The organism is Pseudomonas sp. MWU13-3659, assembly GCF_023757525.1.
In the GTDB taxonomy this organism is placed as follows: Bacteria; Pseudomonadota; Gammaproteobacteria; order Pseudomonadales; family Pseudomonadaceae; genus Aquipseudomonas; species Aquipseudomonas entomophila_E.
Genome location: NZ_JAMSHW010000014.1, coordinates 130,427 through 154,231, shown reverse-complemented (window position 1 = coordinate 154,231; position 23,805 = coordinate 130,427). Strand labels below are relative to the sequence as shown.

25 protein-coding genes are annotated in these 23,805 nt (G+C 62.3%); 16 read left to right on the top strand and 9 right to left on the bottom strand.

Annotated features, from left to right (window positions below):
- Positions 1-100: 100 nt before the first annotated feature.
- Positions 101-964 (bottom strand): universal stress protein, encoded by an 864-nt coding sequence (locus NGM28_RS18290; RefSeq protein ID WP_252091039.1) that lies wholly within the window; start codon positions 962-964, stop codon positions 101-103.
- A gap of 150 nt (positions 965-1,114) precedes the next feature.
- Between NGM28_RS18290 and NGM28_RS18285 the strand changes: the two genes are divergently transcribed.
- The gene (locus NGM28_RS18285) at positions 1,115-1,732 is read left to right on the top strand and encodes a MiaE family protein (RefSeq protein WP_252091038.1); all 618 of its coding nucleotides are present in this window, start codon (positions 1,115-1,117) and stop codon (positions 1,730-1,732) included.
- A gap of 7 nt (positions 1,733-1,739) precedes the next feature.
- Here the strand turns inward: NGM28_RS18285 and NGM28_RS18280 are convergent, their stop codons facing one another.
- On the bottom strand, positions 1,740-2,060 hold the full coding sequence (locus tag NGM28_RS18280; RefSeq protein ID WP_252091037.1) for an ElaB/YgaM/YqjD family protein: 321 nt from the start codon (positions 2,058-2,060) through the stop codon (positions 1,740-1,742).
- Between the two features lie 129 nt (positions 2,061-2,189).
- Between NGM28_RS18280 and NGM28_RS18275 the strand changes: the two genes are divergently transcribed.
- Both NGM28_RS18275 and NGM28_RS18270 read left to right on the top strand, forming a co-directional pair.
- Positions 2,190-2,453, top strand: a complete 264-nt coding sequence (locus NGM28_RS18275) for a hypothetical protein (protein ID WP_252091036.1) — start codon at positions 2,190-2,192, stop codon at positions 2,451-2,453.
- Positions 2,454-2,536: 83 nt separating this feature from the next.
- Positions 2,537-3,460: a carbon-nitrogen hydrolase family protein gene (locus NGM28_RS18270; protein WP_252091035.1), complete on the top strand. Its 924-nt coding sequence runs from the start codon at positions 2,537-2,539 to the stop codon at positions 3,458-3,460.
- A gap of 3 nt (positions 3,461-3,463) precedes the next feature.
- On the opposite strand, the gene NGM28_RS18265 is transcribed toward NGM28_RS18270, so the two are convergent.
- A complete protein-coding gene (locus NGM28_RS18265) occupies positions 3,464-3,934 on the bottom strand; it encodes an LEA/WHy family protein (protein WP_252091047.1) in 471 nt (156 codons plus the stop codon).
- 73 nt (positions 3,935-4,007) lie between these two features.
- Entirely contained in the window at positions 4,008-4,898 is an 891-nt protein-coding gene (locus NGM28_RS18260; RefSeq protein WP_252091034.1) for a LysR family transcriptional regulator, read from the bottom strand.
- Positions 4,899-5,000: 102 nt separating this feature from the next.
- Between NGM28_RS18260 and NGM28_RS18255 the strand changes: the two genes are divergently transcribed.
- The 6 genes from NGM28_RS18255 (at position 5,001) to NGM28_RS18230 (ending at position 10,507) form a co-directional block, all read left to right on the top strand.
- Complete coding sequence (locus tag NGM28_RS18255; protein ID WP_240066442.1) at positions 5,001-6,080, top strand: extracellular solute-binding protein; 1,080 nt, start codon at positions 5,001-5,003, stop codon at positions 6,078-6,080.
- A gap of 24 nt (positions 6,081-6,104) precedes the next feature.
- Positions 6,105-7,076: an agmatinase gene (speB, locus tag NGM28_RS18250; RefSeq protein WP_252091033.1), complete on the top strand. Its 972-nt coding sequence runs from the start codon at positions 6,105-6,107 to the stop codon at positions 7,074-7,076.
- A 136-nt stretch (positions 7,077-7,212) separates the two neighbouring features.
- Complete coding sequence (locus NGM28_RS18245) at positions 7,213-7,518, top strand: hypothetical protein (protein WP_240066444.1); 306 nt, start codon at positions 7,213-7,215, stop codon at positions 7,516-7,518.
- Between the two features lie 21 nt (positions 7,519-7,539).
- The gene (locus NGM28_RS18240; protein WP_252091032.1) at positions 7,540-8,688 is read left to right on the top strand and encodes a PQQ-dependent sugar dehydrogenase; all 1,149 of its coding nucleotides are present in this window, start codon (positions 7,540-7,542) and stop codon (positions 8,686-8,688) included.
- 128 nt (positions 8,689-8,816) lie between these two features.
- Positions 8,817-9,917: a cell division protein ZapE gene (gene zapE, locus NGM28_RS18235; RefSeq protein ID WP_252091031.1), complete on the top strand. Its 1,101-nt coding sequence runs from the start codon at positions 8,817-8,819 to the stop codon at positions 9,915-9,917.
- An 11-nt stretch (positions 9,918-9,928) separates the two neighbouring features.
- Positions 9,929-10,507 (top strand): DinB family protein, encoded by a 579-nt coding sequence (locus tag NGM28_RS18230; RefSeq protein WP_252091030.1) that lies wholly within the window; start codon positions 9,929-9,931, stop codon positions 10,505-10,507.
- A gap of 77 nt (positions 10,508-10,584) precedes the next feature.
- Here NGM28_RS18230 and NGM28_RS18225 read toward each other — a convergent pair whose 3' ends face one another.
- From NGM28_RS18225 to NGM28_RS18210, 4 genes are all read right to left on the bottom strand, one after another.
- Complete coding sequence (locus NGM28_RS18225; RefSeq protein WP_252091029.1) at positions 10,585-11,454, bottom strand: prephenate dehydratase; 870 nt, start codon at positions 11,452-11,454, stop codon at positions 10,585-10,587.
- A 133-nt stretch (positions 11,455-11,587) separates the two neighbouring features.
- Positions 11,588-12,286, bottom strand: coding sequence for a hypothetical protein (locus NGM28_RS18220; RefSeq protein ID WP_252091028.1), 699 nt, complete (start codon positions 12,284-12,286; stop codon positions 11,588-11,590).
- Positions 12,287-12,290: 4 nt separating this feature from the next.
- Positions 12,291-12,485 (bottom strand): DUF1127 domain-containing protein, encoded by a 195-nt coding sequence (locus NGM28_RS18215; protein WP_252091027.1) that lies wholly within the window; start codon positions 12,483-12,485, stop codon positions 12,291-12,293.
- 163 nt (positions 12,486-12,648) lie between these two features.
- The gene (locus tag NGM28_RS18210; protein WP_252091026.1) at positions 12,649-13,017 is read right to left on the bottom strand and encodes a CesT family type III secretion system chaperone; all 369 of its coding nucleotides are present in this window, start codon (positions 13,015-13,017) and stop codon (positions 12,649-12,651) included.
- A 281-nt stretch (positions 13,018-13,298) separates the two neighbouring features.
- Here NGM28_RS18210 and NGM28_RS18205 point away from each other — a divergent pair, with 281 nt between their 5' ends.
- From NGM28_RS18205 to NGM28_RS18190, 4 genes are all read left to right on the top strand, one after another.
- Complete coding sequence (locus tag NGM28_RS18205) at positions 13,299-14,552, top strand: hypothetical protein (protein ID WP_252091025.1); 1,254 nt, start codon at positions 13,299-13,301, stop codon at positions 14,550-14,552.
- 152 nt (positions 14,553-14,704) lie between these two features.
- On the top strand, positions 14,705-15,331 hold the full coding sequence (locus NGM28_RS18200) for a response regulator transcription factor (protein ID WP_252091024.1): 627 nt from the start codon (positions 14,705-14,707) through the stop codon (positions 15,329-15,331).
- A gap of 2 nt (positions 15,332-15,333) precedes the next feature.
- Positions 15,334-18,981: an ATP-binding protein gene (locus NGM28_RS18195; RefSeq protein WP_252091023.1), complete on the top strand. Its 3,648-nt coding sequence runs from the start codon at positions 15,334-15,336 to the stop codon at positions 18,979-18,981.
- Between the two features lie 125 nt (positions 18,982-19,106).
- A complete protein-coding gene (locus NGM28_RS18190; protein WP_252091022.1) occupies positions 19,107-19,577 on the top strand; it encodes a hypothetical protein in 471 nt (156 codons plus the stop codon).
- Here NGM28_RS18190 and NGM28_RS18185 read toward each other — a convergent pair.
- Positions 19,527-20,252 (bottom strand): response regulator, encoded by a 726-nt coding sequence (locus NGM28_RS18185; protein ID WP_353620525.1) that lies wholly within the window; start codon positions 20,250-20,252, stop codon positions 19,527-19,529. The genes NGM28_RS18190 and NGM28_RS18185 overlap by 51 nt on opposite strands.
- Before the next feature lie 451 nt (positions 20,253-20,703).
- On the opposite strand from NGM28_RS18185, the gene NGM28_RS18180 reads away from it, so the two are divergent.
- From NGM28_RS18180 to sctC, 3 genes are all read left to right on the top strand, one after another.
- On the top strand, positions 20,704-21,510 hold the full coding sequence (locus NGM28_RS18180; protein ID WP_502943874.1) for a helix-turn-helix transcriptional regulator: 807 nt from the start codon (positions 20,704-20,706) through the stop codon (positions 21,508-21,510).
- 117 nt (positions 21,511-21,627) lie between these two features.
- Positions 21,628-22,050: a YscB family type III secretion system chaperone gene (locus NGM28_RS18175; RefSeq protein WP_252091020.1), complete on the top strand. Its 423-nt coding sequence runs from the start codon at positions 21,628-21,630 to the stop codon at positions 22,048-22,050.
- A complete protein-coding gene (sctC, locus tag NGM28_RS18170) occupies positions 22,038-23,804 on the top strand; it encodes a type III secretion system outer membrane ring subunit SctC (protein WP_252091019.1) in 1,767 nt (588 codons plus the stop codon). The genes NGM28_RS18175 and sctC overlap by 13 nt, the downstream gene beginning before the upstream one ends.
- Position 23,805 lies beyond the last annotated feature (1 nt).

Below are 23,805 nucleotides of genomic sequence, written 5' to 3'. Positions count from 1 at the left end.
ACGTCTCCTGTAGGAGCCGGCTTGCCGGCGAACACCGGCACAGCCGGTGCCATCCACTGCAGCGTGCCCTTCGCCGGCAAGCCGGCTCCTACAGAAGCATTTAGCCTCGTGCCAACTCCGCCAGGTGTGCCGTTGCTTCCTCGCTCTTGAGCACCAGCACGTCACCTTCCAGCGAGTCCAATACGACCTCTGCGGTATTGCCAATCAGGGCCCCGGAAATCCCAGTGCGCGCCACGGTACCAATGATGGTCACCACGGCATCACACTGCTTTTCGGTATAAGGGATCAGTACATCCGCAGGCCCTTCGGCGATATGCAGGCGATCATCACTGACATCGAACTCCGCCTGGAACGCCTTGCAAGCCTCGCGATAGCGCTGCTCGATGGTCTCGGTGAGCTGGTACACCGGGTCGGATGCCGACAGCATGGGGGAGGGGTGGGCACTGATGACGTGCAGTTCACCCTTGGCAAGGCTGGCAATGGCATAGCCATGGTCGATGATACTGGCGTGCAACCGGCGATGATCCTCGTCCTGGTTGCCCACATCCACGGCCGCGAGGATCTTGCCGCCCATCCAGGGCCGTTCGCTTTTGACCATCAGCACTGCGCATGGGCATTGGCGTAGCAGTTTCCAGTCATTGGGCGTCAGCAGTGCCTTGCGCAGCGGATTGTCCGGGCGATGCTCCTTGATCACCAGCTCACAGCCTTCCGCCTGCTGCACATGGATGATCGATTCGTGCAGGCTTTCCTTCCAATGCTGCTCATGGGTGACATTGTCATAGCCATCGTCATGCAACTGGCTACTCAGCAGGCTGAGCAGTGCGCTGTGATCCTGTTTCTTGTCGCACATGAGCAGATGCAGGCGGGCACCGGTCACGCCTGCAATCAGTTTCGCCCGAGTCAGGGCGCGGCTATGGGCGTGCTCGGGATCAAGTACGACGAGGATGCTGCGGACGGCTTGCATGGGCGTGAACTCCCTTCTCAATGGCGGCCAATGCCTGACTATAGACGGCGCTCCTCCTGCCGCCGGTTGACATGCATCAAGCATAGCCACTGGCACTCGACGTCGCCGCCGGTATAATCGCCGGTCCTGCCAGTGTCTTGTGTGATTGTTATGTCCCTGATTCCTGAAATCGACGCCTTCCTGGGCTGCCGTACCCCTGACGCCTGGATCGAGGCGGCGCTGGCCGACCAGGAGACCTTGCTGATCGATCACAAGAACTGCGAGTTCAAGGCTGCCAGCACGGCGTTGAGCCTGATCGCCAAGTACAACACGCATCTCGACCTGATCAACATGATGTCGCGGCTGGCCCGCGAAGAGCTGGTACACCACGAGCAAGTGCTGCGGTTGATGAAGCGCCGTGGCGTGCCGTTGCGTCCGGTGTCGGCGGGGCGCTACGCCTCAGGCCTGCGGCGCCTGGTACGTGCCCATGAGCCGGTCAAACTGGTAGATACGCTGGTGGTGGGGGCCTTCATCGAGGCGCGCAGCTGCGAGCGCTTCGCCGCACTGGTACCGCACTTGGACGAAGAACTCGGCACCTTCTACCACGGCTTGCTGAAGAGCGAGGCTCGGCACTACCAGGGCTACCTGAAGCTGGCCCATCACTACGGTGAAGAAGCGGACATCGCACGTGTCATCGAGCAAGTACGCGAAGCGGAAGCGCAGCTGATCATGTCTCCTGACCAGGAACTGCGCTTCCACAGCGGTATCCCAATGGCGCTGGCCGCCTGATCGGCGCTTACTGCCGACGACCCAGTAGCAGGCCGACCACCAGGCCGAAGCCCGCAGAGATTGCCACGGTCTGCCAGGGGTGCCCGCCTATGTATTCCTGTGTGGCGTCGACCACCGGCTGGGCCCGCTGCCCCAACCTGCCAGTGGCATCCCGCGCCTGGCGTAGCTTCAGGCCCAGCTGGGCACGAAGGGTGTCGGCTTCCTCACCGACCAGCGAAACGCTCTCGGTCAGTAGTTTCTCCGATTCCTCGATCAACGCCTGCAGCTCGCTGAACACCTGATCCTTGATCTGTTCACTGTCGTTTGATCCGGCGGTTTTCCTGGCCATGTACACATCCTCGTGGCGAGTGGGGTTGAACAGTGGATACCGCGACGCCGGGAAAGTTGCAGCGGCTTTCCCGTGCCCGGTCGCTAGCGTGTAAGATAACGCCCATTTTCCAGCGGCAGGTATTACCCCATGAGTTTCAATCTGGCCAACATGAGCTTCCAGGAACGGGCACAGATCGAGGCGGAAAAGGCGCGTCTGTTCGAGTACTGGCAAAGTAACCTCGGCAAGGCCAAGGGCGAGGCCGCGCGGCTGATTGCGGAAAAGCCGCGGCGCAAGAGCAAATGGGCCGAGTGGGTGCGCGCCGAGCTCGACGGCATGTCGCCGCCCGAGTTCACACAGCTGGTGCGCAGTGAGGTCAACAAGATGATGGCTGCAGCCAACGCCAGTCGCTGAGTCAGGCGAACATCACGCCACTGTTGCGCCGATAGCTGGCCTCGGAGATTCTTCCTGACGTTCCCCTGACAGGAGTTTCCAAGATGCCCAAGTCCATCGTCGCTGCCCTGCAGATCGGTTCGCTGCCCGAGGGCAAGGCGGCCACCCTGGAACAGATCCTCGGCTACAAGCAGGCTATCCGCGAGGCCGGTGCCAGCCTGGTGGTCATGCCGGAAGCCCTGCTCGGTGGCTACCCCAAGGGAGAAAGCTTCGGAACCCAGCTGGGCTACCGCCTGCCCGAGGGCCGCGAAGCCTTCGCCCGCTATTTCGCCAATGCGATCGACGTGCCCGGTAGTGAGACCGCTGCCCTGGCTGGTCTGTCGGCGCGCACGGGAGCGAGCCTGGTGCTTGGGGTGATCGAGCGCAGCGGCAATACCCTGTGCTGCACCGTGCTGTTCTTCGAACCTGACGGTGGGCTGGTGGCCAAGCATCGCAAATTGATGCCGACCGGCACCGAACGCTTGATCTGGGGCAAGGGCGACGGTTCCACGTTGCCGGTGGTCGACGGCCGCGCCGGGCGCATGGGTGCCGCGGTGTGCTGGGAGAACTACATGCCTTTGCTGCGCACAGCCATGTACGCCAAGGGCGTGCAATTGTGGTGCGCGCCGACGGTGGATGAGCGTGAGATGTGGCAGGTGAGCATGCGCCATGTCGCGGCGGAGGGGCGCTGTTTTGTGATCAGTGCCTGCCAGGTGCAGGATTCGCCCGCGGCGCTCGGCATGGAGGTGGCCAACTGGCCAGCCGAGCGGCCACTGATCAACGGTGGCAGCCTGATCGTCGGCCCGCTGGGCGATGTGCTGGCCGGGCCGTTGCTGGGCGCGCGAGGGCTCGTCTGTGCTGAAATCGATACCGACGAGCTGGTGCGTGCCCGTTACGACTTCGATGTGGTCGGCCATTATGCGCGGCCGGATGTCTTCGAGCTCAGTGTGGATGAGCGCCCACGCCCCGGTGTGCGTTTCGTCGGCTGAGGATCACCAGCCCGCGCCTGCAGCCTTGGGCAGGTCGAGCCTGCCCTTGTCGGTGAAGCGCACCGTACCCAGCGGGCCACCGGCCAGCTTGCCGCGCAGTACATAGGGCAGGCCCTGCAGCGAATCCACGCGGCTCAAGCCATAGGCCTGGCGCAGGAAAGCGAAGGCGGTGATGCTGACCGGTACCACGATCATCGCTTCGTCATAGCGGCCGATATGCCCACGCTGATCGCTCACCCCAGCGGCCAGGGGTTGATCGTTGACCTCGAGGGTGAGGGCCACGCCGTTGAAGTCGAGCGGTGTTTCGTTGGGGTTCTGCACGCGGATCTTCACCGCCATGCGCAGCTCCATGTCCTGGCCGGGCAAGGGGTCGATACCGACCACGCTGATGTTGAGCGGGTCACGGCCCTGAAACAGGGCGCAGGCATTCAGGCCAAGGGTCAACAGCAGGATCAGGCAGCAGCGCACAAGCATGGTTTTCACGGCCTTGTTTCACGGGCAAGCCGGCAGTGTGGCAAATGCACGGCGGGGTTGAAAGGGTGGGCCTTCATTCGAACAGCGCCAGCAGGTCCTCGACGAAGGCCTGCTGGGCCTCCCCCGGCATCTGCCCGCGATGCCGGGCCAAGGTAAACGGCACCACGAAGTCCAGCCGCGGATCCAGCGCCCTGAGCAACCCCTGTGCTTCCCAGGGTGCGGCGCAGTGGCATGGCAGGTAACCGATATGCCGGCCCGAAAGGATGAACGTCAGCGCACTGTCGATCTGCTCGGCCACTGCCTTGCTGTGCCGGCTTTGGAAGGGTTCACCGTGCTTGAGAAAGCGATAGGGATGGCGCACCTGATCGACTTCCAGTAGCTGCTCCCGAGTGATGTCTGCCGCGTCGAACAACGGATGCGCTTTGCCGCAGTAGAGCCGTTGCTGTTCGTCGAACAGCGGTACATAGTCGAATGCGGCCTGCGCGCCCGAGAAGTAGCTGATCGCACAGTCCAGGCGTTGTTCCAGCAGCAGACGCTCCAGCTCGGCGGGCGGGGCGCTGGTCAATTCCAGCTGCACGGATTCTTCGCGCTGGCGAAAGCGGGCAACGGCTTGGGCGATGCGCAGGGTGATGCGCTTGTCCTGGTTCTCGGCCAGGCCGATGCGTACCGTGCCGAGCAATCGGCCGGCCACGCCATTGGCTTGCTGGCGGAACTGTTCGATCTGCAGCAACAGGCCCTGGGTGGCCTGCAGCAGCAGTTCGCCTTTCTCGGTCAGGCGGAAACCGCCTTTACCTCGGCTGCACAGGCGATAGCCCAGGCGTGTTTCCAGCCGCGCCATCTGCTGGCTGATGCTGGGCTGGCTCAGCCCCAGCACGCCCTGGGCGGCACTGAAGCCGCCAGCCTCGACTACAGTGACGAACAGCCGCAGCAGGTGCAGGTCCGGGTCGTGCAATTGTCCGAGCATCACATTGCTCCTGGTGAATGTCAGCTTCGCAAAGTTGCCATTTTTGCAATGTAACCCGGCAGGCATGCTGGCGGCATCCACCCTTTTGCCGAGGTGCCCGCCATGCGTCGAACGTTGTGCCTGCTCTCATTGCTGCTCGCCTTGCCACTGCAAGCCGAGGAAAAGGTCGTCAACTTGTACAGTTGGGCCGACTACGTCGCCCCGCAAACCCTTGAGCGTTTCGAAAAAGAGACCGGCTACAAGGTGCGCTACGACACCTTCGATACCACCGAGGTGCTGGAAACCAAGCTGCTCACCGGCCGTAGCGGCTACGACGTGGTGGTGCCCTCGGCCACCGTGCTGGCCAGGGCGCTCAAGGCCGGCGCCTTGCAACCACTCGGCGCCCAGGCACTGCCGGGCTATGCCAACCTTGACAAAGACCTGTTGGCCAAGCTGGCCGAGGCCGACCCAGGCAACCTCCACGCCGTGCCCTACACCTGGGGGACCCTGGGGCTGGGGGTGAATGTCGAGGCGGTGCGCCAGCGCCTGGGGGATGTGCCGCTGGACAGCCTCGACCTGTTGTTCAAGCCCGAATATGCCAGCCGCCTGAAGGATTGTGGCATCGCCATGCCCGACTCCCCTCAGGAAGTGATCGGCCTGACCCTCAACTACCTTGGCAAGGATCCCTACAGCCAGAACAAGGCTGACCTGGACGCTGCCCAAGCCTTGCTGCAACAGTTGCAGCCGTCGATCAGCTACGTGGCCAACGGCCGCCAGATCAACGACCTGGCCAATGGCAGCGTCTGCCTGGCGCTGACTTACAACGGCGACGCGGCCATGGCTGCCGACCAGGCGCGCCGGGCCGGCAAGCCGTTCGAGCTGATCTACCGCATCCCCCGCGAAGGCACGCTGGTGTGGCAGGACAACCTGGTGATCCCCAAGGATGCTCCGCACCCCGAGGCTGCTCGCGCTTTCATCACCTTCATGCTGCGCCCCGACTCGGTGGCGGCGCTGACCAACACGCTGTTCTTTGCCAATGCCAACCAGGCCGCCACGCCGCTGGTGGACGAGGCGATCCGCAACGACCCGGATATCTACCCGCCTGCCGAGGTGCGCCAGCGGCTGTTCGCCGACCGCAGCATGGCGCTATCCGACCTGCGCCAGCGCAACCGCCTGTGGACTGCCTTCCGCAGCCGCCAGTAAAACCAAAACGAAAGGAGACAATCCGTGGATCTCGCCCAGGACAACGACCAGGCCATCACCCGCGACAGCCTCTACGGCACGGCCGCCGAGAGCACCTATGCCGGTATCACCAGTTTCTCCAGGCGCCGTTACAGCCGTGACTTGCGTGGTGTCGATGTGGTAGTCAGCGGTGTGCCGTTCGACACCGCCACCAGCAACCGCCCGGGCGCGCGCTTCGGGCCGCGGGCGATCCGCGCGGCCTCGGTGCAGCAGGCCTGGGCCCGGCACTGGCCATGGGCGTTCGACCCCTTCGACCACTTGGCGGTGATCGACTACGGCGACTGCGCCTTCGACAGTGGCACGCCAGCGTCGGTGCCGGACAGCATCCAGGCCCATGCCGAGCGCATCCTCGATGCCGGTTGCGCCATGTTGACCCTCGGTGGCGACCATTTCATCAGCTACCCGCTACTCAAGGCCCATGCCCGCCGGCATGGCCCGCTGGCGTTGATCCATTTCGACGCGCACAGTGATACCTGGCCAGACGAGGAGGGCAAGCGCATCGACCACGGCACCATGTTCTGGCATGCCGCCCGGGAAGGCCTGGTGGACCCTGCGCACTCGGTGCAGATCGGCCTGCGCACCACCAACGACGACAGCCAGGGCTTCGCCATACTCGATGCGCGGCAGGTGCATCGCCAGGGTACCGAGGCGATCGTCGCGGCGATTCGCCAACGGGTTGGCGATAGGCCGGTGTACCTGACGTTCGACATCGACTGCCTGGACCCGGCCTTCGCGCCTGGTACCGGTACGCCGGTCTGCGGGGGGCTGAGCACGGTGCAGGCGCTGGAGATCCTGGGTGGGTTGCGCGGTATCAACCTGGTGGGGATGGACCTGGTGGAGGTGGCGCCGGCCTACGACCACGCCGATATCACCGCGCTGGCGGGGGCGACGCTGGCGATGGAAATGCTTTGTCTTTATGCGGCGCGGCACAAGGTGGACAAGGAGGGGGCGATTTAACAGCGGTTCGCCAGCAAGCCGGCGCCCACGGGGGAGAGGGTTGAAACATCGAGAATTACCTCGACGGTTGCATCGAACCCTGCGCGTCTTAGGCTATCCAACGCTGAGGCGCGCCTTTTCGTTCCGGAGGTGGAGCATGAAACCTACATTCACGCGTTTGGCGCTTGGGCTGCTGCTGGCCTTGCCACTGGCGGCCCCGGTGCTGGCCGCCAACGACAGCAACAACCCCTACAACAGCCCGATCATGCGCGCCAACCCCAATAGCCGGCAGGGCAGCGTGCCCGCCACGCCACCGGTGCCTGGCGCCTCCACCCAGCCGATTCCGCGTCCGCCGACACTCGATAATCGCGGCATTGGCAACGGCGAAAACCTGCGTCGCCAGCAACAGACCCCGAACCTGGAACCCACCCGGCCACCGCGCGACTCGCAACGCGTGCCCTGAGCCCTTTCGAAGGAATCGAACATGACGCCACGTAGCTGGTTGACCACCCTCGCCATTGCCAGCCTGTTTCCCCTGCTGGCCCTGGCCGCACCCGAGCAGCAGTTTCCCAGCGAGGAGGGCCCGCTGACGGTCAGCACCGTGGCCGAAGGCCTGCGCAACCCTTGGGCCTTGGCATTCCTGCCGGATGGCAACGGCATGCTGGTCACCGAGCGGCCGGGCAACCTGCGCGTCGTAAGCACGGACGGCAAGGTGGGGCCGCCGCTCTCCGGCGTACCCAAGGTCTGGGCCGAAGGGCAGGGAGGGCTGCTCGATGTCGTCTTGTCTCCGAACTTCGCCACGGATCGCACGGTGTACCTGTCGTTCGCCGAGGTGGGCAGCGACGGCAAGGCCGGTACCGCGGTTGGCCGTGGCCAGCTTTCACAGGACTTGGCGCGGATCGAGCATTTCACGGTGATCTTCCGCCAGCAGCCCAAGCTGTCCGAGGGCAACCACTTTGGCTCGCGCCTGGTGTTCGACCGTGAAGGCTACCTGTTCATTGCTCTGGGCGAGAACAACCAGCGCCCCACGGCGCAGGACCTGGACAAGCTGCAGGGCAAGATCGTGCGTCTGCTGCCCGATGGCGAAATCCCCAAGGACAACCCTTTTGTCGGCCGTGACAATGTGCGCCCGGAGATCTGGTCGTTTGGCCATCGCAACCAGCAGGGTGCGGCGCTCAACCCCTGGACCGGCAAGTTGTGGACCCACGAGCATGGCCCGCGGGGTGGTGACGAGATCAACATTCCCGAGCCGGGCAAGAACTATGGCTGGCCGATCGCGACCCACGGCATCAACTACTCGCTGCTGCCGATTCCCGAGGCCAAGGGCAAGCATGTCGACGGCATGGTCGACCCGCACCATGTTTGGGAGAAGTCGCCAGGTATCAGTGGCATGGCGTTCTATGACAGCCCGACGTTCAAGGCCTGGGATCACAGCCTGTTCATCGGGGCGCTGGCGAGTCAGGAGCTGATCCGGCTGCAGCTTCAGGGTGACAAGGTGGTGCATGAAGAGCGTTTGCTGGGGGACCTGAAGGCGCGGATCCGTGATGTGCGGGTGGGGCCGGATGGATACCTGTATGTGCTGACGGATGCAAAGGATGGGGCATTGCTGAAGGTGGGGTTGGGGGAGAGCTGAGAGTTTTGTTTTGGCAGTGCTGGCCCATTCGCCGGCAAGGCCGGCTCCTACAGGTACGGTGTTGGGTTTGAGGGGGACGCAGTACTGCTACTGGCGTACCATGGTGGTTTCTTTTCCGGCGCCCCGGCATGACCCCCGAGTCTCTCTACCAGCAGGCCCTCGGCGAACAGGACTATGTCCCTGACCCTGCCCAGGCCACCGCCGTCGTCGCGCTACAGGCGTGCTTCGACGCCCTGCGCACAGGCAAGCCAACTCAGGGCTTGTACCTCTGGGGCCCGGTCGGCCGTGGCAAGACCTGGCTGATGGACCTGTTCCACCGGTGTCTGGAGATGCCCGCCCGGCGCCAGCATTTCCACCATTTCATGGCCTGGGTCCACCAGCGCCTGTTCCAGCTCAATGGCACCGCCGACCCGCTCAAGGCCCTGGCCCGGGAGCTGGCCCGCGAGATTCGCGTGTTGTGCTTCGACGAATTGTTCGTCAGTGACATCGGCGATGCGATCATCCTGGGCCGCCTGTTCCAGGTGCTGTTCGACCAAGGCGTGGTGATCGTTGCCACCTCCAACCAGCCCCCCGAGCAGTTGTACCGCGACGGTTTCAATCGCGAGCGCTTTCTCCCGGCCATTGCCGCCATCGAGCGCCATATGCGGGTATTGGTGGTGGCAGGGGAGCAGGATCACCGTCTGCATCCGGGAGCGCAGCACCAGCGCTACTGGATCACCGAACCGGGACAGCCGAGTGCACTGGCGGCGGTGTTTCGACAGTTGAGCGGGGAAGACGATGGCGACGACCAGCCCTTGCAACTCGGCTCGCGGCAGATCCATGTCGTGCGGCGCAGCACGCAAGCCATCTGGTGCCGTTTCAGCGACCTCTGTGAGCAGCCCCTGGCAGCCATGGACTTCATGGCCTTGTGCGACCGTTTCCCGGCAATCCTGGTCAGCGGCATACCGGCGTTGGGGGGCGTTCAACAGGCTGGGCGCATCGCCCGCGGCACCGAGGATGGCGCCGCGCGGGTCGAGGCAGGGGATCGCACGCTCCCCACCCTGGCCCCCAAGGATGACAGCGTGCGCCGTTTCATCGCCCTGGTCGATGAGTGCTACGACCGCAGGGTGGCCTTGTACCTGGAGGCCGAAGTCCCGCTCGAAGCGCTCTACACTCAAGGGTATCTGGCGTTCCCGTACCAACGGACCCTGAGCCGGCTACGGGAGATGCAACTGCAACGCTTCGCCTGAAGGAGCCGACCATGGAGCCGCTGTCGCATCATCTGCTGACCCAGGCCTACAACAACGGCTGGGCCAACCACCGCCTGTACAAGGCTTGCCTGCAACTGACCCAGGACGAGTTCGTCGCCCCCCGTTGCAGCTTCTTTCCCTCGATCAAGGCCACCCTCAACCATCTGCTGACGGTGGACTGGTTCTACCTCGACGCGTTGGAATGCGAACAGCGTGGCGAGGCGCCGGACCCGGACGGCGAGCGCTTCTTCCAGCCGGAACAGCCATTCGCCACCTGCACCGACCTGCAGGCCCAACAGGCCCAGGCCGACCAGCGGTTGATCGCCTATTGCCGACAGTTGAGCGACGACCAATTGGCGCGTTACGTGAGCATCGTGCGGCCGGACCGGGTGCAGCGCGAACCGCGCCTGCGCTTGCTGTCGCACCTGTTCGAGCACCAGATCCATCACCGTGGGCAGGTGCATGCGATGCTCAGTGACACGGCAGTGAAGCCGCCGCAACTGGATGAGTTCTTCTGCGAGGAGGAAGCGGTGCTGCGGGCCGATGATTTCGCCGAGCTGGGCTGGAGCGAGGCCCTGATCTGGCGCTAGGCCCGCCTTGCGTCCAGGGCCGACGGGCTATTGCCCGGGCGGCCGATGTTGCCTGGCCGCCCGGTGAAACGTCCCGCCTAGTACCGCCTGGGGTACGAGCCCAGCAGCCGCACGTTGCGATGGTCGTGCAGGTAGGCCTTGAGCTGGCCGACCTCGGCGTGCCCCACCACGTCGATCACGTACTTGTGCCCATCGAGCGTCTTCAGGTTGGGGCGCTCGTAGATATCGAGCACGCGAATGTCGCTTTCCACCAGGCTTTTCAGCACGTTGTTGAACCCGGCGTCATTGACCTCGACGAGCAACGTGGTCTTGTCGTCGCCGGTGGGCTTGGCTGGCGTGTAGCCCATGACCCACCAGCGCGTCACGTTGTGCGGGCCTTTTTCGATACCGTCACGCAGTGACACCAGGCCATAGACCTCGGTGGCCATGTGGGGGCCCATCGCCGCCACGTCGTCGGCGCTGCCTTCGGCGACCTGGCGCGCGGCCTCGCCCGCGGAGGCGACATCGACACGCTCCACCCCTGGCATTTGCGTGTCCAGCCACGGCTTGACCTCGGTAAGTGCCACAGGGTGCGCGAGCACGCGGGTGATCTGCGCGAACGTCGCCCCTGGCTTGGCCATCAGGTCGTAGGACAGCATCTTCGGGTATTCGGCGACGATCAACGGTTGTTTCAGCGCCAGCACATCGTCCAGGTAATGGGTGAGGCCGACGGCCGCGTTGGCGATGGGCACGACCAGCTTGTCGACTTTCTGCTGGTCATAGGCCTCGATCCATTGTTCCCGGGTCATGCCGAGCAGGTTCTGGTCGGTGCCGTACAGGTCGATGCTCGCCTGATGGGTCCAGGAACCGGCGGGGCCGAGATAGGCGATGGTCTGCTTGTCGGCCATGGCCTGTGTGCTGGCGGCCAGGGTGCAGGCCAACAAAGCCGAGGCTAGGGACTTTTTCATCCTTGGCACCTCAATGAAGGGTGTGTTCGAGTGGGGTGCGCGTAGGTCTCTCCTGCCTGGAGGGTCGCGCCAGGCAGGCGGTGCCTCTTCGTGCGCCGAGGGAGAGAATGGGCGGCCCTGGGGTATCTACGATTCAAGCGTAGCAACCCGAGGGCTGACAGCTGCTGGCAACGGCTGTGGTGTCGGGGCCAGGAGAGCAAATGATTTGAAATGTAGACAAGGCGAATTTATGAAGCGCGGCGATTTCGTTGGCCTTGTTTTCGTACAACTTAATGTCGCCTCCCATAACAGTCTTCCCATCGGGAACGGGAATCTTGGTTATAGCTGGCATGCTATCCGACGTCGGTTTGTTACCACGCGTTGTCTTAATATCAGGATGTCGTGCGTCAAGTCGCTCAACTAGCCCTTCGATGTTCCATTTTTTCTGGGCTTGTTGCAGTTTAGGCAAAGTATCTAGGGTGATGCTTTCCTTGAGGTAGCCCTCGATTTGGTCGCGCAAGCTCTCAGACGTGCGCATTGCATCCAGGCGCACACCGAAGGTCAGTTTATTCTCGAAACCTTGCTGGTTCATGGTGCACAGCATCGAAATGCCATGGGTCAGCAGGTGAGCCAATGCAAAGCCAATCGCACACACGAAGAACAGGACGGCGCGAGCGAAACGCTCCCCAAGGCCCGTTTTGGGTATTTCATAACGTTTGGCGCGGTTGGCTGAATCAAGACTTGGTTCTGTCCATTTGACTGTGTATATGGGGACTACCGTGCCATCGGTAATTTCTTTGAATTCTTCACAGGTTATCTGGAGTGAAGAATGAAGATTGACAGGGGAAGACATGAGGTTATTTCCTCTTGAAATGCGGTTTATATTTATGCATCAGCGCAGTCAATACGGGCGACCGGCTTTCGAGCAGAATGTCTTCGCGGGTCAAACCAATGTCTCGAAGCCTGTGTTCGGGCATGTTGAGCAGTTCACGGTGCTCAAGGCGCAGGCTGCGCCAGCGTGTCCAGAAATCGACCATCTTGTGTAGGAGCATGGTAGCGGTGACTCGTTGATCGCAGCGCCAGGGCTGCGAGTGCCTGATCCAGGCGAGTGAGGCGAGTGGTGCTGGCGTCGTGCAACCCTTGGTTGTCTTTGCGCGACGCGAACACTGTGGGCAGGGCGCTGCGCGCACCTGCGTTTGATCAGCGCAAGCGCGCCTAGGCCGCTTCCCCTCCGGTCAGTTCTTCGGCGGCCTGCACCAGCTGTTCGAGCTGGTGATGCACCATGGCGCGGTCCATCTGGCCCAGGGATTGGCGGTTCCAGAGAATCTTCGAGTGGCTCAGGGGGTCGACGCCGAGGATCGGCTTGCACAGGTCCTGGCAGAACAGGTTCTGCTCGCCGACAGGCGCATCGTCCAGGGGTTGCAGTTCAATGAACATCAGCAGCTGGTCGGCGGGGTGTTCGGTGATGTTGCACACATGGTTGCCGACCTGCAGGCTGACCACCGAGTCGAATGTGCGAGGCGCTTCGAGATCGAGCGATGTGCAAAGCTGTTGCAGGGCGTATTCGTAGTTGTTGCTGGACATGGCAGTCCCCTCTGGTTGCGAGTGCCCAGCTTAGGTGGCCGGCCAGGGGGGAGATACGGGAAGCTGTCGCCGTTTTTTAGCTGACGGTCGCGCAGGGATGGCGGTGTCCGTCGGGATTTGCATGCAATTGCGACCATGGTTGATAGTCTGGCGGCGCTCGCTGCCATACGCTGGGCCTCACTAAATCGGTTATTTTGAGGCTTGTGATGCCGTCACCTAATTCTGTTGGAAGCTCCTCCACATTAACGAAGACAATCACTGAGGCGATGGAAGGAAGCCCAATGCTCGGCGATCGTCCAGTGAAATTTACTAGCGTTTCCGAGAGGGCAGTATTGCTGGCCCGACGTGTCCTGAATGCCTTGAAAGGTATTCTCCATAAACTGAAGGCAGCTATTTTTAGTTGTGCGGGGCACAATGAGTCCAAAATCTCCACGCTACGCACCGTAATTAGTGATCGGCAAGGGAAAAACACGGAGCCTAAAGAAGCAATGCGCGGGGGAGCAGAATTAGATTCTACGTGGGCAGCCAAAGATAATGCTATTGCAGTTGAAAATGGCAGGGCGGAAGTCAATATTAGTGGGCAGGAGGTCGAAAGATCGAAGTTGGAGAAAAAAAATTCCACGCTGAGGGAAGATATTTCCAAACTGAGGGCGGAAGTTAGAAAGCTGGCGGAGGAAAAAAAACAGCTGAGCAATCAAAATGCTGCGCTGGTAAAAGAAAGTGAAGTGCATAAGTGTCAGCTCATGGAGCTGCAAGTTGTAAATGGCGAGCAGGGGGACGAAATTGCCAAGTTGAAAAGTCTACTTGGGAAAGCTAAAGGCTTGCTGCTCGAGAATGACATGCTGAGATCCGAAATTGCCAACTCGGAAGTTAAATTTGCCGGAGGGATTCAGGCGGTTTTCGTGAGGAATGCAACTTATTTAGTTGGGGACGTGTTGCAGATGATATGTGCTCGTAAGGCTGACCCTGGCAAATTCGATGCTTCCACTCTGCGTTCTCTATTGGATAGTTTGAATCTTGCGCTTGAGGAAGTTTGGCAGGATGAAGTTGTTTACAACGTGTTCGTCGGGGCTATGGCGGATGCAATAAAGCATTCGCCGAATAAGCAAGGAGAGGTTGTCCACTGGATGGCTGTGATGGAGTTGCATTCGAATAGTATGCATGAGCTCGGTGACGCAGGCCCTTATTACAATGTGCTTGTATTGTTTGAGGATATGTTGTTGCAGGCTGGGCTTGGCGTTGAAAAAATTCGTAGTGATAGTTTCGAGCGCATGAAAAACATAATGAAGGACAGCGAAGCTGTTGAGTACTATTGCAAGCATCATTTCTATATTTCCAAAGATCCATCGTCTGAGGCATTGAAGTTTGTAGATGGCCTGATAGAGAAAGCTCTTGTTTCAGGTCCTGTTGTGCATGATGAGTCCACAGTTGATACAGGCGAAGTGCTCGATTTTTCGATGACAATGGATGCCAGAGGGTACGAAAAGGTCGAACTCGCTAGCAATACACCCAATAACGAAGGCAAAACATCCTGAATCTGACACCAGCGCTCGCTATGTGCCTATCGAGATGTCATATTGCCCTCTTGCCACAGGCTGTAGATAATGCTTTCAACTTTTTCCCGTATTGCCGGGCTTCATGATGTGCAGCATCACCTCATCATCGAGGCCCTGGCGGAGGTCGCTTCATGCACAAAGCCCTGATCGTCGATGATCACCCCTTTATCCGCGCCGCGGGCCGAGCATTACTCAAGGAAGAAGGTTTCGAGGTGATCGCCGAGACCGACAACGGTGCCGATGCCGTGCAACTGGCGCGCGAGCACCAGCCCGACCTGATCCTGCTGGACATCGCCATCCCCAAGCTCGACGGGCTGGAAGTGCTGAGCCGGCTCAGCGCCCTAGGGCTGTCGAGCAAGATCCTGGTGCTCACCGGGCGCCCGGCGCTCTCCTACTCGTCGCGCTGCCGCAACGCCGGGGCGGCCGGCTACATTTCCAAGAGCGACGACCTGGACGAGATGGTCAAGGCCGTGCGCGCAATCATGTCGGGCTACACCTTCTTCCCCAACCTGGCGAACAGCTCGGTGCGCCGCAGCGATGTCGAGGCGACCGAGCAGGAGCTGATCAGGAGCCTGTCCGATCGCGAGCTCAGCATCCTCCAGCAACTGGCCAACGGCCTGAGCAACAAAGAGATCGGCGAAGCCATGCTGCTGAGCAACAAGACCGTGAGCACTTACAAGAAGCGCATGATCGACAAGCTCAACGTCAAGTCGGTGGTGTACCTCGCGGAATTCGCCAAACGCAACGACCTGATCTGACCATGCGCCGATATGTCAGCCGGCTCCTGGTCATCGTGCTCCTGGCACTGCCCTTCGCTGCCCTGGCGCAGGAGGGCGAGCTGCTGCCCTTGTACGGGCGCTCGCAGGCCGAAGATTTCGGGGTGAACCTCGACGAGGCGGACTGGGCCTGGTTGCGCAGCAAGAAGCGCCTCGTGCTGGGGGTGTCGGCGCCCGACTACGCGCCGTTCGAAGTGACCGCCAACGCCCAGGGCTTCGAAGGCATCACCGCCGACTACATCGGCCTGATCGGGCAAATGCTGCACATGAAGATCGAGGTGCGCCGCTATGCCACGCGCCTGGACCTCATCAGTGCATTGAAGCGCGGCGAAATCGACCTGGTCGGCACGGCCAACGTGTTCGACGCCGCAGAAGGCGGGGTGGTGCTGTCCCGTGGCTATGCCGAGGACCAGCCAGTGCTGGTGACCCGCAGCACTGATAACGACAGCCTCGGCAGCCACCGCCTGGAGGGCAGGCGAATCGCCATGCTCTACCACTACCTGCCGCCGGACGAAGTCAAGCTCTACTACCCCGACGCGCAGTTGCAGTTGTACCCTTCCAACTTCGCCGCCATCGGTGCCGTGGCGTTCGGCCAGGCGGATGTGTACCTGGGCGATGCCATCAGCGCCAGCCACCTGATCAACCGCAACTACCTGAACAACGTGCAGATCGGCGACTTCTCGCGGGTGAGGGCGCGCGACTTCAGCTTTGCAATGCGCAGTAACGACCTGCGCCTGCAAAGCATCGTCGATGCCACGATCGATGCCATACCCGGTTTCGTCCGCGCCGCCATCCTCAGGCGCTGGGATGTGTTGCGGGTGCAGGTGCCGGGCCTCTACCACCTGGACCTGTCCAGCGAGGAGAAGCAATGGCTGGACAGCCACCCCAGGTTGCGCGTGGCGACGCGGGGGCAGTATAGGCCGTTGGCGTTCTATGGCCCGGGTGGGCGCCTGCGCGGCATCACCGCGGACATGCTGGCGCAGATCAGCCTGCGCACCGGGCTCAAGTTCGACGTGGTGCCGGAGGGCTCGATCAAGGACCTCAACGCCGCCGTCGAGCGCGGCGATGTCGACCTCCTGGCCTCCGACATGCCCAGCTCGGACGCCGAGGGCAGTTTCTATTTCACTCGGCCATACCTCACCATCCCGTTCGTGATGGTGGGGCGCCAGGGCGCCGGGGAGCCGGTCACGCTGGACCAGATGGACGGCAAGACGCTGGTGCTGATCAGCCAGTGCAAGCTGCATGGGCTGATTGCCAGCCACTACCCCCGCATCAAGGTGGTCGACGCGCCCGACCCCGCCGCCGCCGCGGAAATGGTCGTGCAGGGCAAGGCGGATGCCGCGGCCTTGACGTTGTTGACCGCCAGGCATTTCGTCGACCTCTACGACGAGGGCAAGTTGCAGATCACCAGCACCATCGGCCAGGAGCCCGCCTCGGTGAGTTTCGCCACGGCGGCGGGCAACTACCTGTTGTTGTCGGTGCTCAACAAGGCCATGTTGAGCATCTCGCCGGAAGAAAGCGCCGAGCTCGACAAGCGCTGGCGCAACGACGACCCGTCCCGTGCGGGTTTCTGGCAGCGGCACGGCCGGGCCCTGACTCAAGGCTTCGTGGTGGTGGTGCTGATGCTGCTGGCGGCGCTGCTGTGGAACACCTACCTGCGCCAGCTGATTCGCAAGCGCAAGCAGGCCGAGGACGCGCTCACCAACCAGATGATGTTCATGCGCGTGCTCATCGATGGCACGCCGCATCCGATCTACGTGCGTGATCGCCAGGGGCGCCTGGTGCTGTGCAATTCGGCCTATCTGGAGGTGATGCGGGTGGAGCGCGAGTTCGTGCTTGGCAAGACCTTGCTGGAGGCGTCCATCTTCGATGCGAAGGAGGCGGGGCGCTACCACCAGGACTACCTGCGGGCAATGGAGTTCGGCGAGCCGAGCCTGAAGGACAGCCGCATGACGTTGCCCAGCGGCGCGGTCACGACCATCTACCACTGGATCCTGCCTTACCGGGACAGCGAAGGCGGCGTGGTCGGCATGATCGGCGGCTGGCTGGATGTCGGCGAGCGCCAGTACCTGCTGGAGCAGCTCAAGGAGGCCAAGGAGAGCGCCGACAACGCCAACCGGGCCAAGACCACCTTCCTGGCGACCATGAGCCATGAGATCCGCACGCCGATCAACGCGGTGACCGGGATGCTCGAGCTGGCCAGCAAGAAGGCCGAACAGGGCCAGGTCGACCACTTCGCCCTGGAGGTGGCCTCGGTCGCGGCGCAGGACCTGCTGGAGCTTATCGGCGACATCCTCGATATCGCGCGCATCGAGTCCGGCCACCTGAACCTGGCGCCCGAGCGGGCCAACCCGGCGCAGCTGGTGCAGTCGGTGGTGCGGATGCTCGAAGGCCTGGCCAGGCAGAAGCAGCTCACCCTCACCCTGGACATGGACCCGGCCGCGGACCGCGACGTCAGCCTGGACCCGACACGGTTCAAGCAGATCCTTTCCAACCTGCTGAGCAACGCCATCAAGTTCACCGCCAGGGGCGGTGTCGACGTGCGCCTGCGCGTGGGCCCGGACCAGGGCGGCTGCCTGGCTGTCAGCCTGAGCGTCGAGGACACCGGGGAAGGGATATCCGAGGAAGACCAACGCCAGCTGTTCTCGCCGTTCAGCCAGGCGAGCAACAACCGTCAGTCGGCCAGGAGCGGAACCGGGCTTGGCCTGGTCATCTGCAAGACCTTGTGCGAGATGATGGGCGGGCAATTGACCTTGAGCAGTGTGCTGGGGCAAGGCACGCAAGCCCGCGTGCGGTTGTGCCTGCCCTTGCTCGAGCCGGTGGTGGACGAGGCGCCTGAAACCGAGCGGGCGAGCGACCAGCGTTCGCTGAACGTGCTGATCGTCGACGACTACCTGGCCAACCGCGCGCTGCTGAAGGAGCAGCTCACCTACCTCGGGCACCAGGTCCGCGATGCCTGCGACGGCGCGCAAGGGTTGGCGTGCTGGCGCGAAGGCGGGTTCGACGTGGTCATCACCGACTGCAACATGGCCAACATGAACGGCTATGAACTGACCCAGGCCATTCGCGAGCAGGAGCTTGCCACGGGCGCGCCACGCTGCCGGGTGCTCGGTTTCACCGCCAATGCCCAGCCGGAAGAGCGCGCGCGCTGTGCCGAGGCGGGCATGGACGATTGCCTGTTCAAGCCGGTCAGTCTCGATGAGCTCGAGGCCCGGCTGTTGTCGGTCGAGCCCTGGAGCAGCCCTGAGGGCGATACGTTGGCCGATTGCCCCGTCGAGCACCTCGAGCTGGCGAACATCCATCGCCTGGCCGCGGGCAACATGGCCACGGTGGTCAGCCTGCTCGACGACCTGCTGAGCAGCTACCACGACGACCTCGGGCAGTTGCTCAAGCTGTTCACCCGGCACGACCTGCCAGGCCTCGCGGCCGTCGCGCACCGTGTCAAGGGTGGGGCGCGAATCATTGCCGCCATGGGGCTGATCCTGTGCTGCGATCAGCTGGAGAGCGCCTGTGGCCGTCGCGACGACGCGTTGCTGACCGCTGCCGTGGATGGGTTGTACGCGGCGCTGGAGGACATGATCGAGCTGCTGGAGGACTACCGGGAGGATTGCCGGCAAAAGTTGCAGGGCTAATGTCGCTGGCAACTTTCGAGGTAAAAACGGTAGTCATTCTTACTTGTGCGAAAGAAGTTTCCTACATACCCATGTAGAGTTCGCTGATAGATTTTCTGTCAAGTAAATTAGTCTGGGCAGTAAATATGATTGCTTCTACAGGGTGCGATAAAAATTCGCGTATTTTCATCGTCGACGAATGTCACAGCAATCGGCTGGAAATCGAGCGAAGCCTGAACCACCTCGGTTACTGGCGGATTGCGCCGCTGGGGTCGTTCAGGGAGCTTTGCCTGCTGGCGGCACGCATGCTGCTGCCCGTCGACATGTTGATCGTCAATCGACATGTCGGCGAGCAGGACGATGTCTGGCGTTTCTGCCAGCGCAACCCGCAGATCCGCCATGCCCTCATCTACGAGGGCATCGAGCCTGGGTCGGCATCGCCTGGGCGGTCGCGGATGAAGGCGCTGCAGATGTTCATGAACGGCAACCTGAGTGTCGAGGCCGGCATGGAGATGATCGCGCAGGTGAATGCCAGCGCACGCGGCGTGGGTGGGCTGGCATCCGGGTCAGATCAGTTCGTTGCGCCGGGCGAAGTCCGCCAGCGCCACCAGCGATGAGACATTGAGTTTTTCGATCAGGCGCATCTTGTAGGTGCTCACGGTCTTGCAACTCAGGTGCAAGTCCTGGCTGATCGTCTTGTTGTTGGCGCCACGCGCCAGCAGTTGCAGGATGTTCAATTCACGATCGGACAACCGCTCGATCAGTTGGTGGTCGTCGCAGTGGTCATCCTTGTGCACCGAACTGCTGCTGAAGTCGGGGAAGTAGGCATACCCGGCCTTGACCGCCTTGATGGCACTGTTGAGTTCGCCCAGGTCGCTCTGTTTGTTCACGAAACCCGAGGCGCCCTGGTTCATGCAGCGGCGGCAGTAAAGGTCGGCCGAGAACGAGGTCAGCACGATCACCTTGGTGTTCAGGGCGAAGTTGCGCATTCGCGCCATGACTTCCAGGCCATCGAAGCCGGGTAGTGAAATGTCCAGGATGATCAGGTCGGGTGCATGGGTCCTGGCCAGTTGGACGGCGTCGGCGCCGTTGTCCGCTTGCGCGACGACATCGAAACTTTCCTGCTTGAGTACTTCTTTCACGGCTGAGCGGACGAAGGGATGGTCATCCACGATCATCGCTTTTAGCATCGGGTCGATCTCCTTGGCGGTAGGGGTGGGCTTGGCCAACGGCATACCTTTGATGGTGGTCGCCTTGCGCCGTGGGTGCTTGCCGTCGTCCAGGCCGAGCATGGGCCTTTGTAGGTTGGGCGTGCGTGCAAGCCGCTCGGCGCAAGGGTAAAGGCCTATTCTGACAGTGGCGCTCAGGTACTGAAGAAGGGAAATTCCTTCGTTCGTGTATGAAAATTCCTACAAGAACGAGGGGGGCGACTTGATATTCAGAATGCGGGGGGAGGGGGTGTCGAAAATTCTTACAGCTCTTTGGGAAAATCTTTTCATTTTGCCGGGATAAATCCTTCGTTCGAAGGTAAGTCCGCGACATAGCCTAGGCACATCTTTTACATCGGCAGTAACAAGTGGTTTGGGTTTTCCGCAGCAATGCGAAGTGCCCAGGAAGCTTGAAGGTCCGCCAGGCCCCACAAGGGGTGGCAGGCTTGAACACTCAGCTGGTGTGCCCATTGGTCCTACAGGAAGTAGAGCGCCTAGGTTTGAAAAGGACTTCCTTGTAGAGAGGGCTAGTTGTATGCAGGAGGCTAAGTCAGTTAGTCATCTTGATGTGCGGCGGCATCAGCTGTTTGTTTCCGAGTCGCAATTCACTTCGCATGGCCAGGAAGGGATCTACGTGGTCCTCAAAGGGGCGGTGAGTATACGCGAAAAAACACATGCCTTGCGTCTGCAGGCGGGTGAATTGCTCTTCGTCAAGCGCGGCACCTACCTGGTGACCGCGAATTGGGAAGACTGCCAGCTGGCGTGGCTGCCGCTGGAGCCGCTTTTTGTCCAGGAATTCATCCGCCGGCATGGCAACGACCTGGCCCGCAGCGCGCGGCACGTCGAGCTTGGCATGAACCTGCTGCAGTTCCAGGCGCAGAAATCGGTGACCGAGTGCGTGCAGCGCCTGCTGGGCGCGCAAACCGGCCAGCTGCCGGTCTCCCTCAGCCTGTTGCGCCTGGAAGAGCTGCTGATGCTGCTCATCTTCAGCCCGATGGGTGACGCCTTGCTGGGCGCCCTGCGCCTGCAAGGCAATCGCCATGTCGACCGCCTCTACACCTTCATGGAGCACAACTTCCTCAAGGAGTGGCGGCTGGATGAATACGCCAAGGCCTTCGGCCTCGGCCTGACCGCGTTCAAGGCCATGTTCTTCGCGTGCTACAACAGCTCGCCCAGGGCCTGGATCAGCGAACGCAGGGTCCTGCATGCACACAACCTGTTGATGAACACCAGCATGAGCATTGTCGACGTCGCCATGGAAAGCGGCTTTTCCAGCCAGTCCTATTTCAGCCAGAGCTACCGTCGCCACTTCGGCTGCACGCCCAGCGAAGCACGCAAGTAAGCGCCGCAAGCACTCAATCAATAGATTTCAGCACTCGATGGGGCCTGGCCCCCTCGCGGGGCAACGTGTTGCCGAAAGGTTTTCGCCGGCACGTCATTCGACATTCGAGAGGTAGGTATGAAAACACTTGTCAGGCAACTGGCCGAGCGACTGAGCATGGAGTCATTCATCGTCGATGCCGCGGGCGGCTACGACCTGTGCATCGATGGGCATGCGTTGCGCCTGGAGCCGCTGGGCACCCAGATGGTGGTGCGCAGCACGCTCGAGGCAATGAGCCAGGCCAATGGCGAGCTTGACCTCGAGGCGGTGCGCCAGGCGTTGCGCATGGCCACCGCCTGGGCGCGCAATTGCCCGCAGGCACTGGCACTCGACCCGCAGGGGCGGCTGGTGCTCGAAGCACGCCTGGACATGCGCTGGCGCGACCTGGGGCTGCTCGAGCGCACCCTGGGTGCCCAGGTGGGCATTCTCGAGGCATTGGGATCGTTCCCGTTGCAAGCGGTTTCCAGACCGAAGTGGAGTTCCGCCGTATGGCTTCCTTGAAATCCCTGACGGCCGGCCTGCTGGGCCTGGTGGCCTGTTCGCTGGCCCACGGCGAGCCGCTGGACTGGCCGCGCGAGCCTTTTCACTATGTGGCCCAAGGCGAAAGCCTGCGCGATGTGCTGATCAATTTCGGCGCCAACTACCAGAGCTCCGTGGTGGTCAGCGACAAGGTCAATGACCAGGTGGGCAGCTCCTTCGACCTGCAGGATCCTGAGTCATTCCTCAAGCTGGTCAGCGCTCTGTACAACCTCACCTGGTACTACGATGGCGCGGTGCTGTACGTGTTCAAGTCCACCGAGATCCAGACACGCCTGGTGCGCCTGAACCAGGTGCGCGAGCCGCAGCTGCGCGCCGCCCTGCAGGACGGCGGTGGCTGGGAGCCACGGTTCTCCTGGAAGGCCGGTGCCGGAGGGCAGCTGGTGTACGTCTCCGGCCCGCCCCGCTACCTGGACATGGTCGAGCAGACCGCCCAGGCCCTCGAGCAGCAGAGCGTGCTGAACGACGACACCGGCAGCAACCTGAGCGTCGAGGTGATTCCGCTCAAGTACGCGGTGGCCGAAGACCGGCAGATCGACTATCGCGACCAGAAGGTCGCGGTGCCCGGGGTGGCCACGATCCTGTCGCGGGTGCTCTCCGACGCCAACGTGGTGGCCGTGGAGGGCCAGGCCCAGCCGGCCGGGCGCCCGCCGTTCACGGGGCGCGCGGTGGTCCAGGCCGAGCCGTCGCTCAACGCCATCATCGTGCGTGACAGCGCCGAGCGCATGCCGATGTACAAGCGCCTGATCGCCGCCCTGGACCGGCCTTCGGCACGCATCGAGGTGGGGCTGTCGATCGTCGACATCAACGCCGAGAACCTGGCGGAGCTGGGGGTGGACTGGCAGGTCGGCATCGGCCTGGGCAAGAACCGCCTGATCGATATCCGCACCACCGGCGGGGCGTCGGACAGCAAGGCCATCGGCAGCCTGGTCGACCAGCGCGGGCTGAACAGCCTGCTGGCCAAGGTGACCCTGCTGCAAAGCGAAGGGCGCGCGCAGGTGGCCTCGCGGCCGACCCTGCTGACCCAGGAAAACACCCTGGCGGTGATCGACCACAGCGAAACCTATTACGTCAAGGTCATGGGTGAGCGGGTGGCGGAACTCAAGGCGATCACCTACGGCACCATGCTCAAGATGACCCCGCGGGTGATCCAGAGCGGCGACACGCCGGAGATCAGCCTGAGCCTGCATATCGAGGACGGCAACCAGAAACCCAACAGTTCCGGGCCCGACGGTATCCCCACGATCAACCGCACGGTGGTCGATACCCTGGCCAGGGTCAGCCTGGGCCAGAGCCTGCTGATCGGTGGCATCTACCGCGACGAGCTCAACGAGAGCCTGCGCAAGGTGCCGTTGCTGGGCGACATTCCCTACCTGGGGGCGCTGTTCCGCTTCCAGTCCAACAGCTCGCGTCGTTCGGTGCGGCTGTTCCTGATCGAGCCGCGGCTGATCGACCGTGGCGTGGGTCACGACATCGCGATCACCGGGCGCCAGGGCTACATGGACGGGCTGCTCGGTGTTGACGAGCTGTCCAACAAGAGCCCGTCGCTGGGCAGCCTGCTCAACGCCGCCCAGTGCCAGCCCCTGGCGCAGGCCCAGGAAGTGCAGCGGATGCTGCGCCAGGCCGGCAAGGAGGGCTCGTTGAGTGCCTGCGCGACCGCCGCGGGGGCAAAGGGCTGGCGAGTGAACGAGCGCGTGGCCGGCAAAGAGAGCCGCTGAA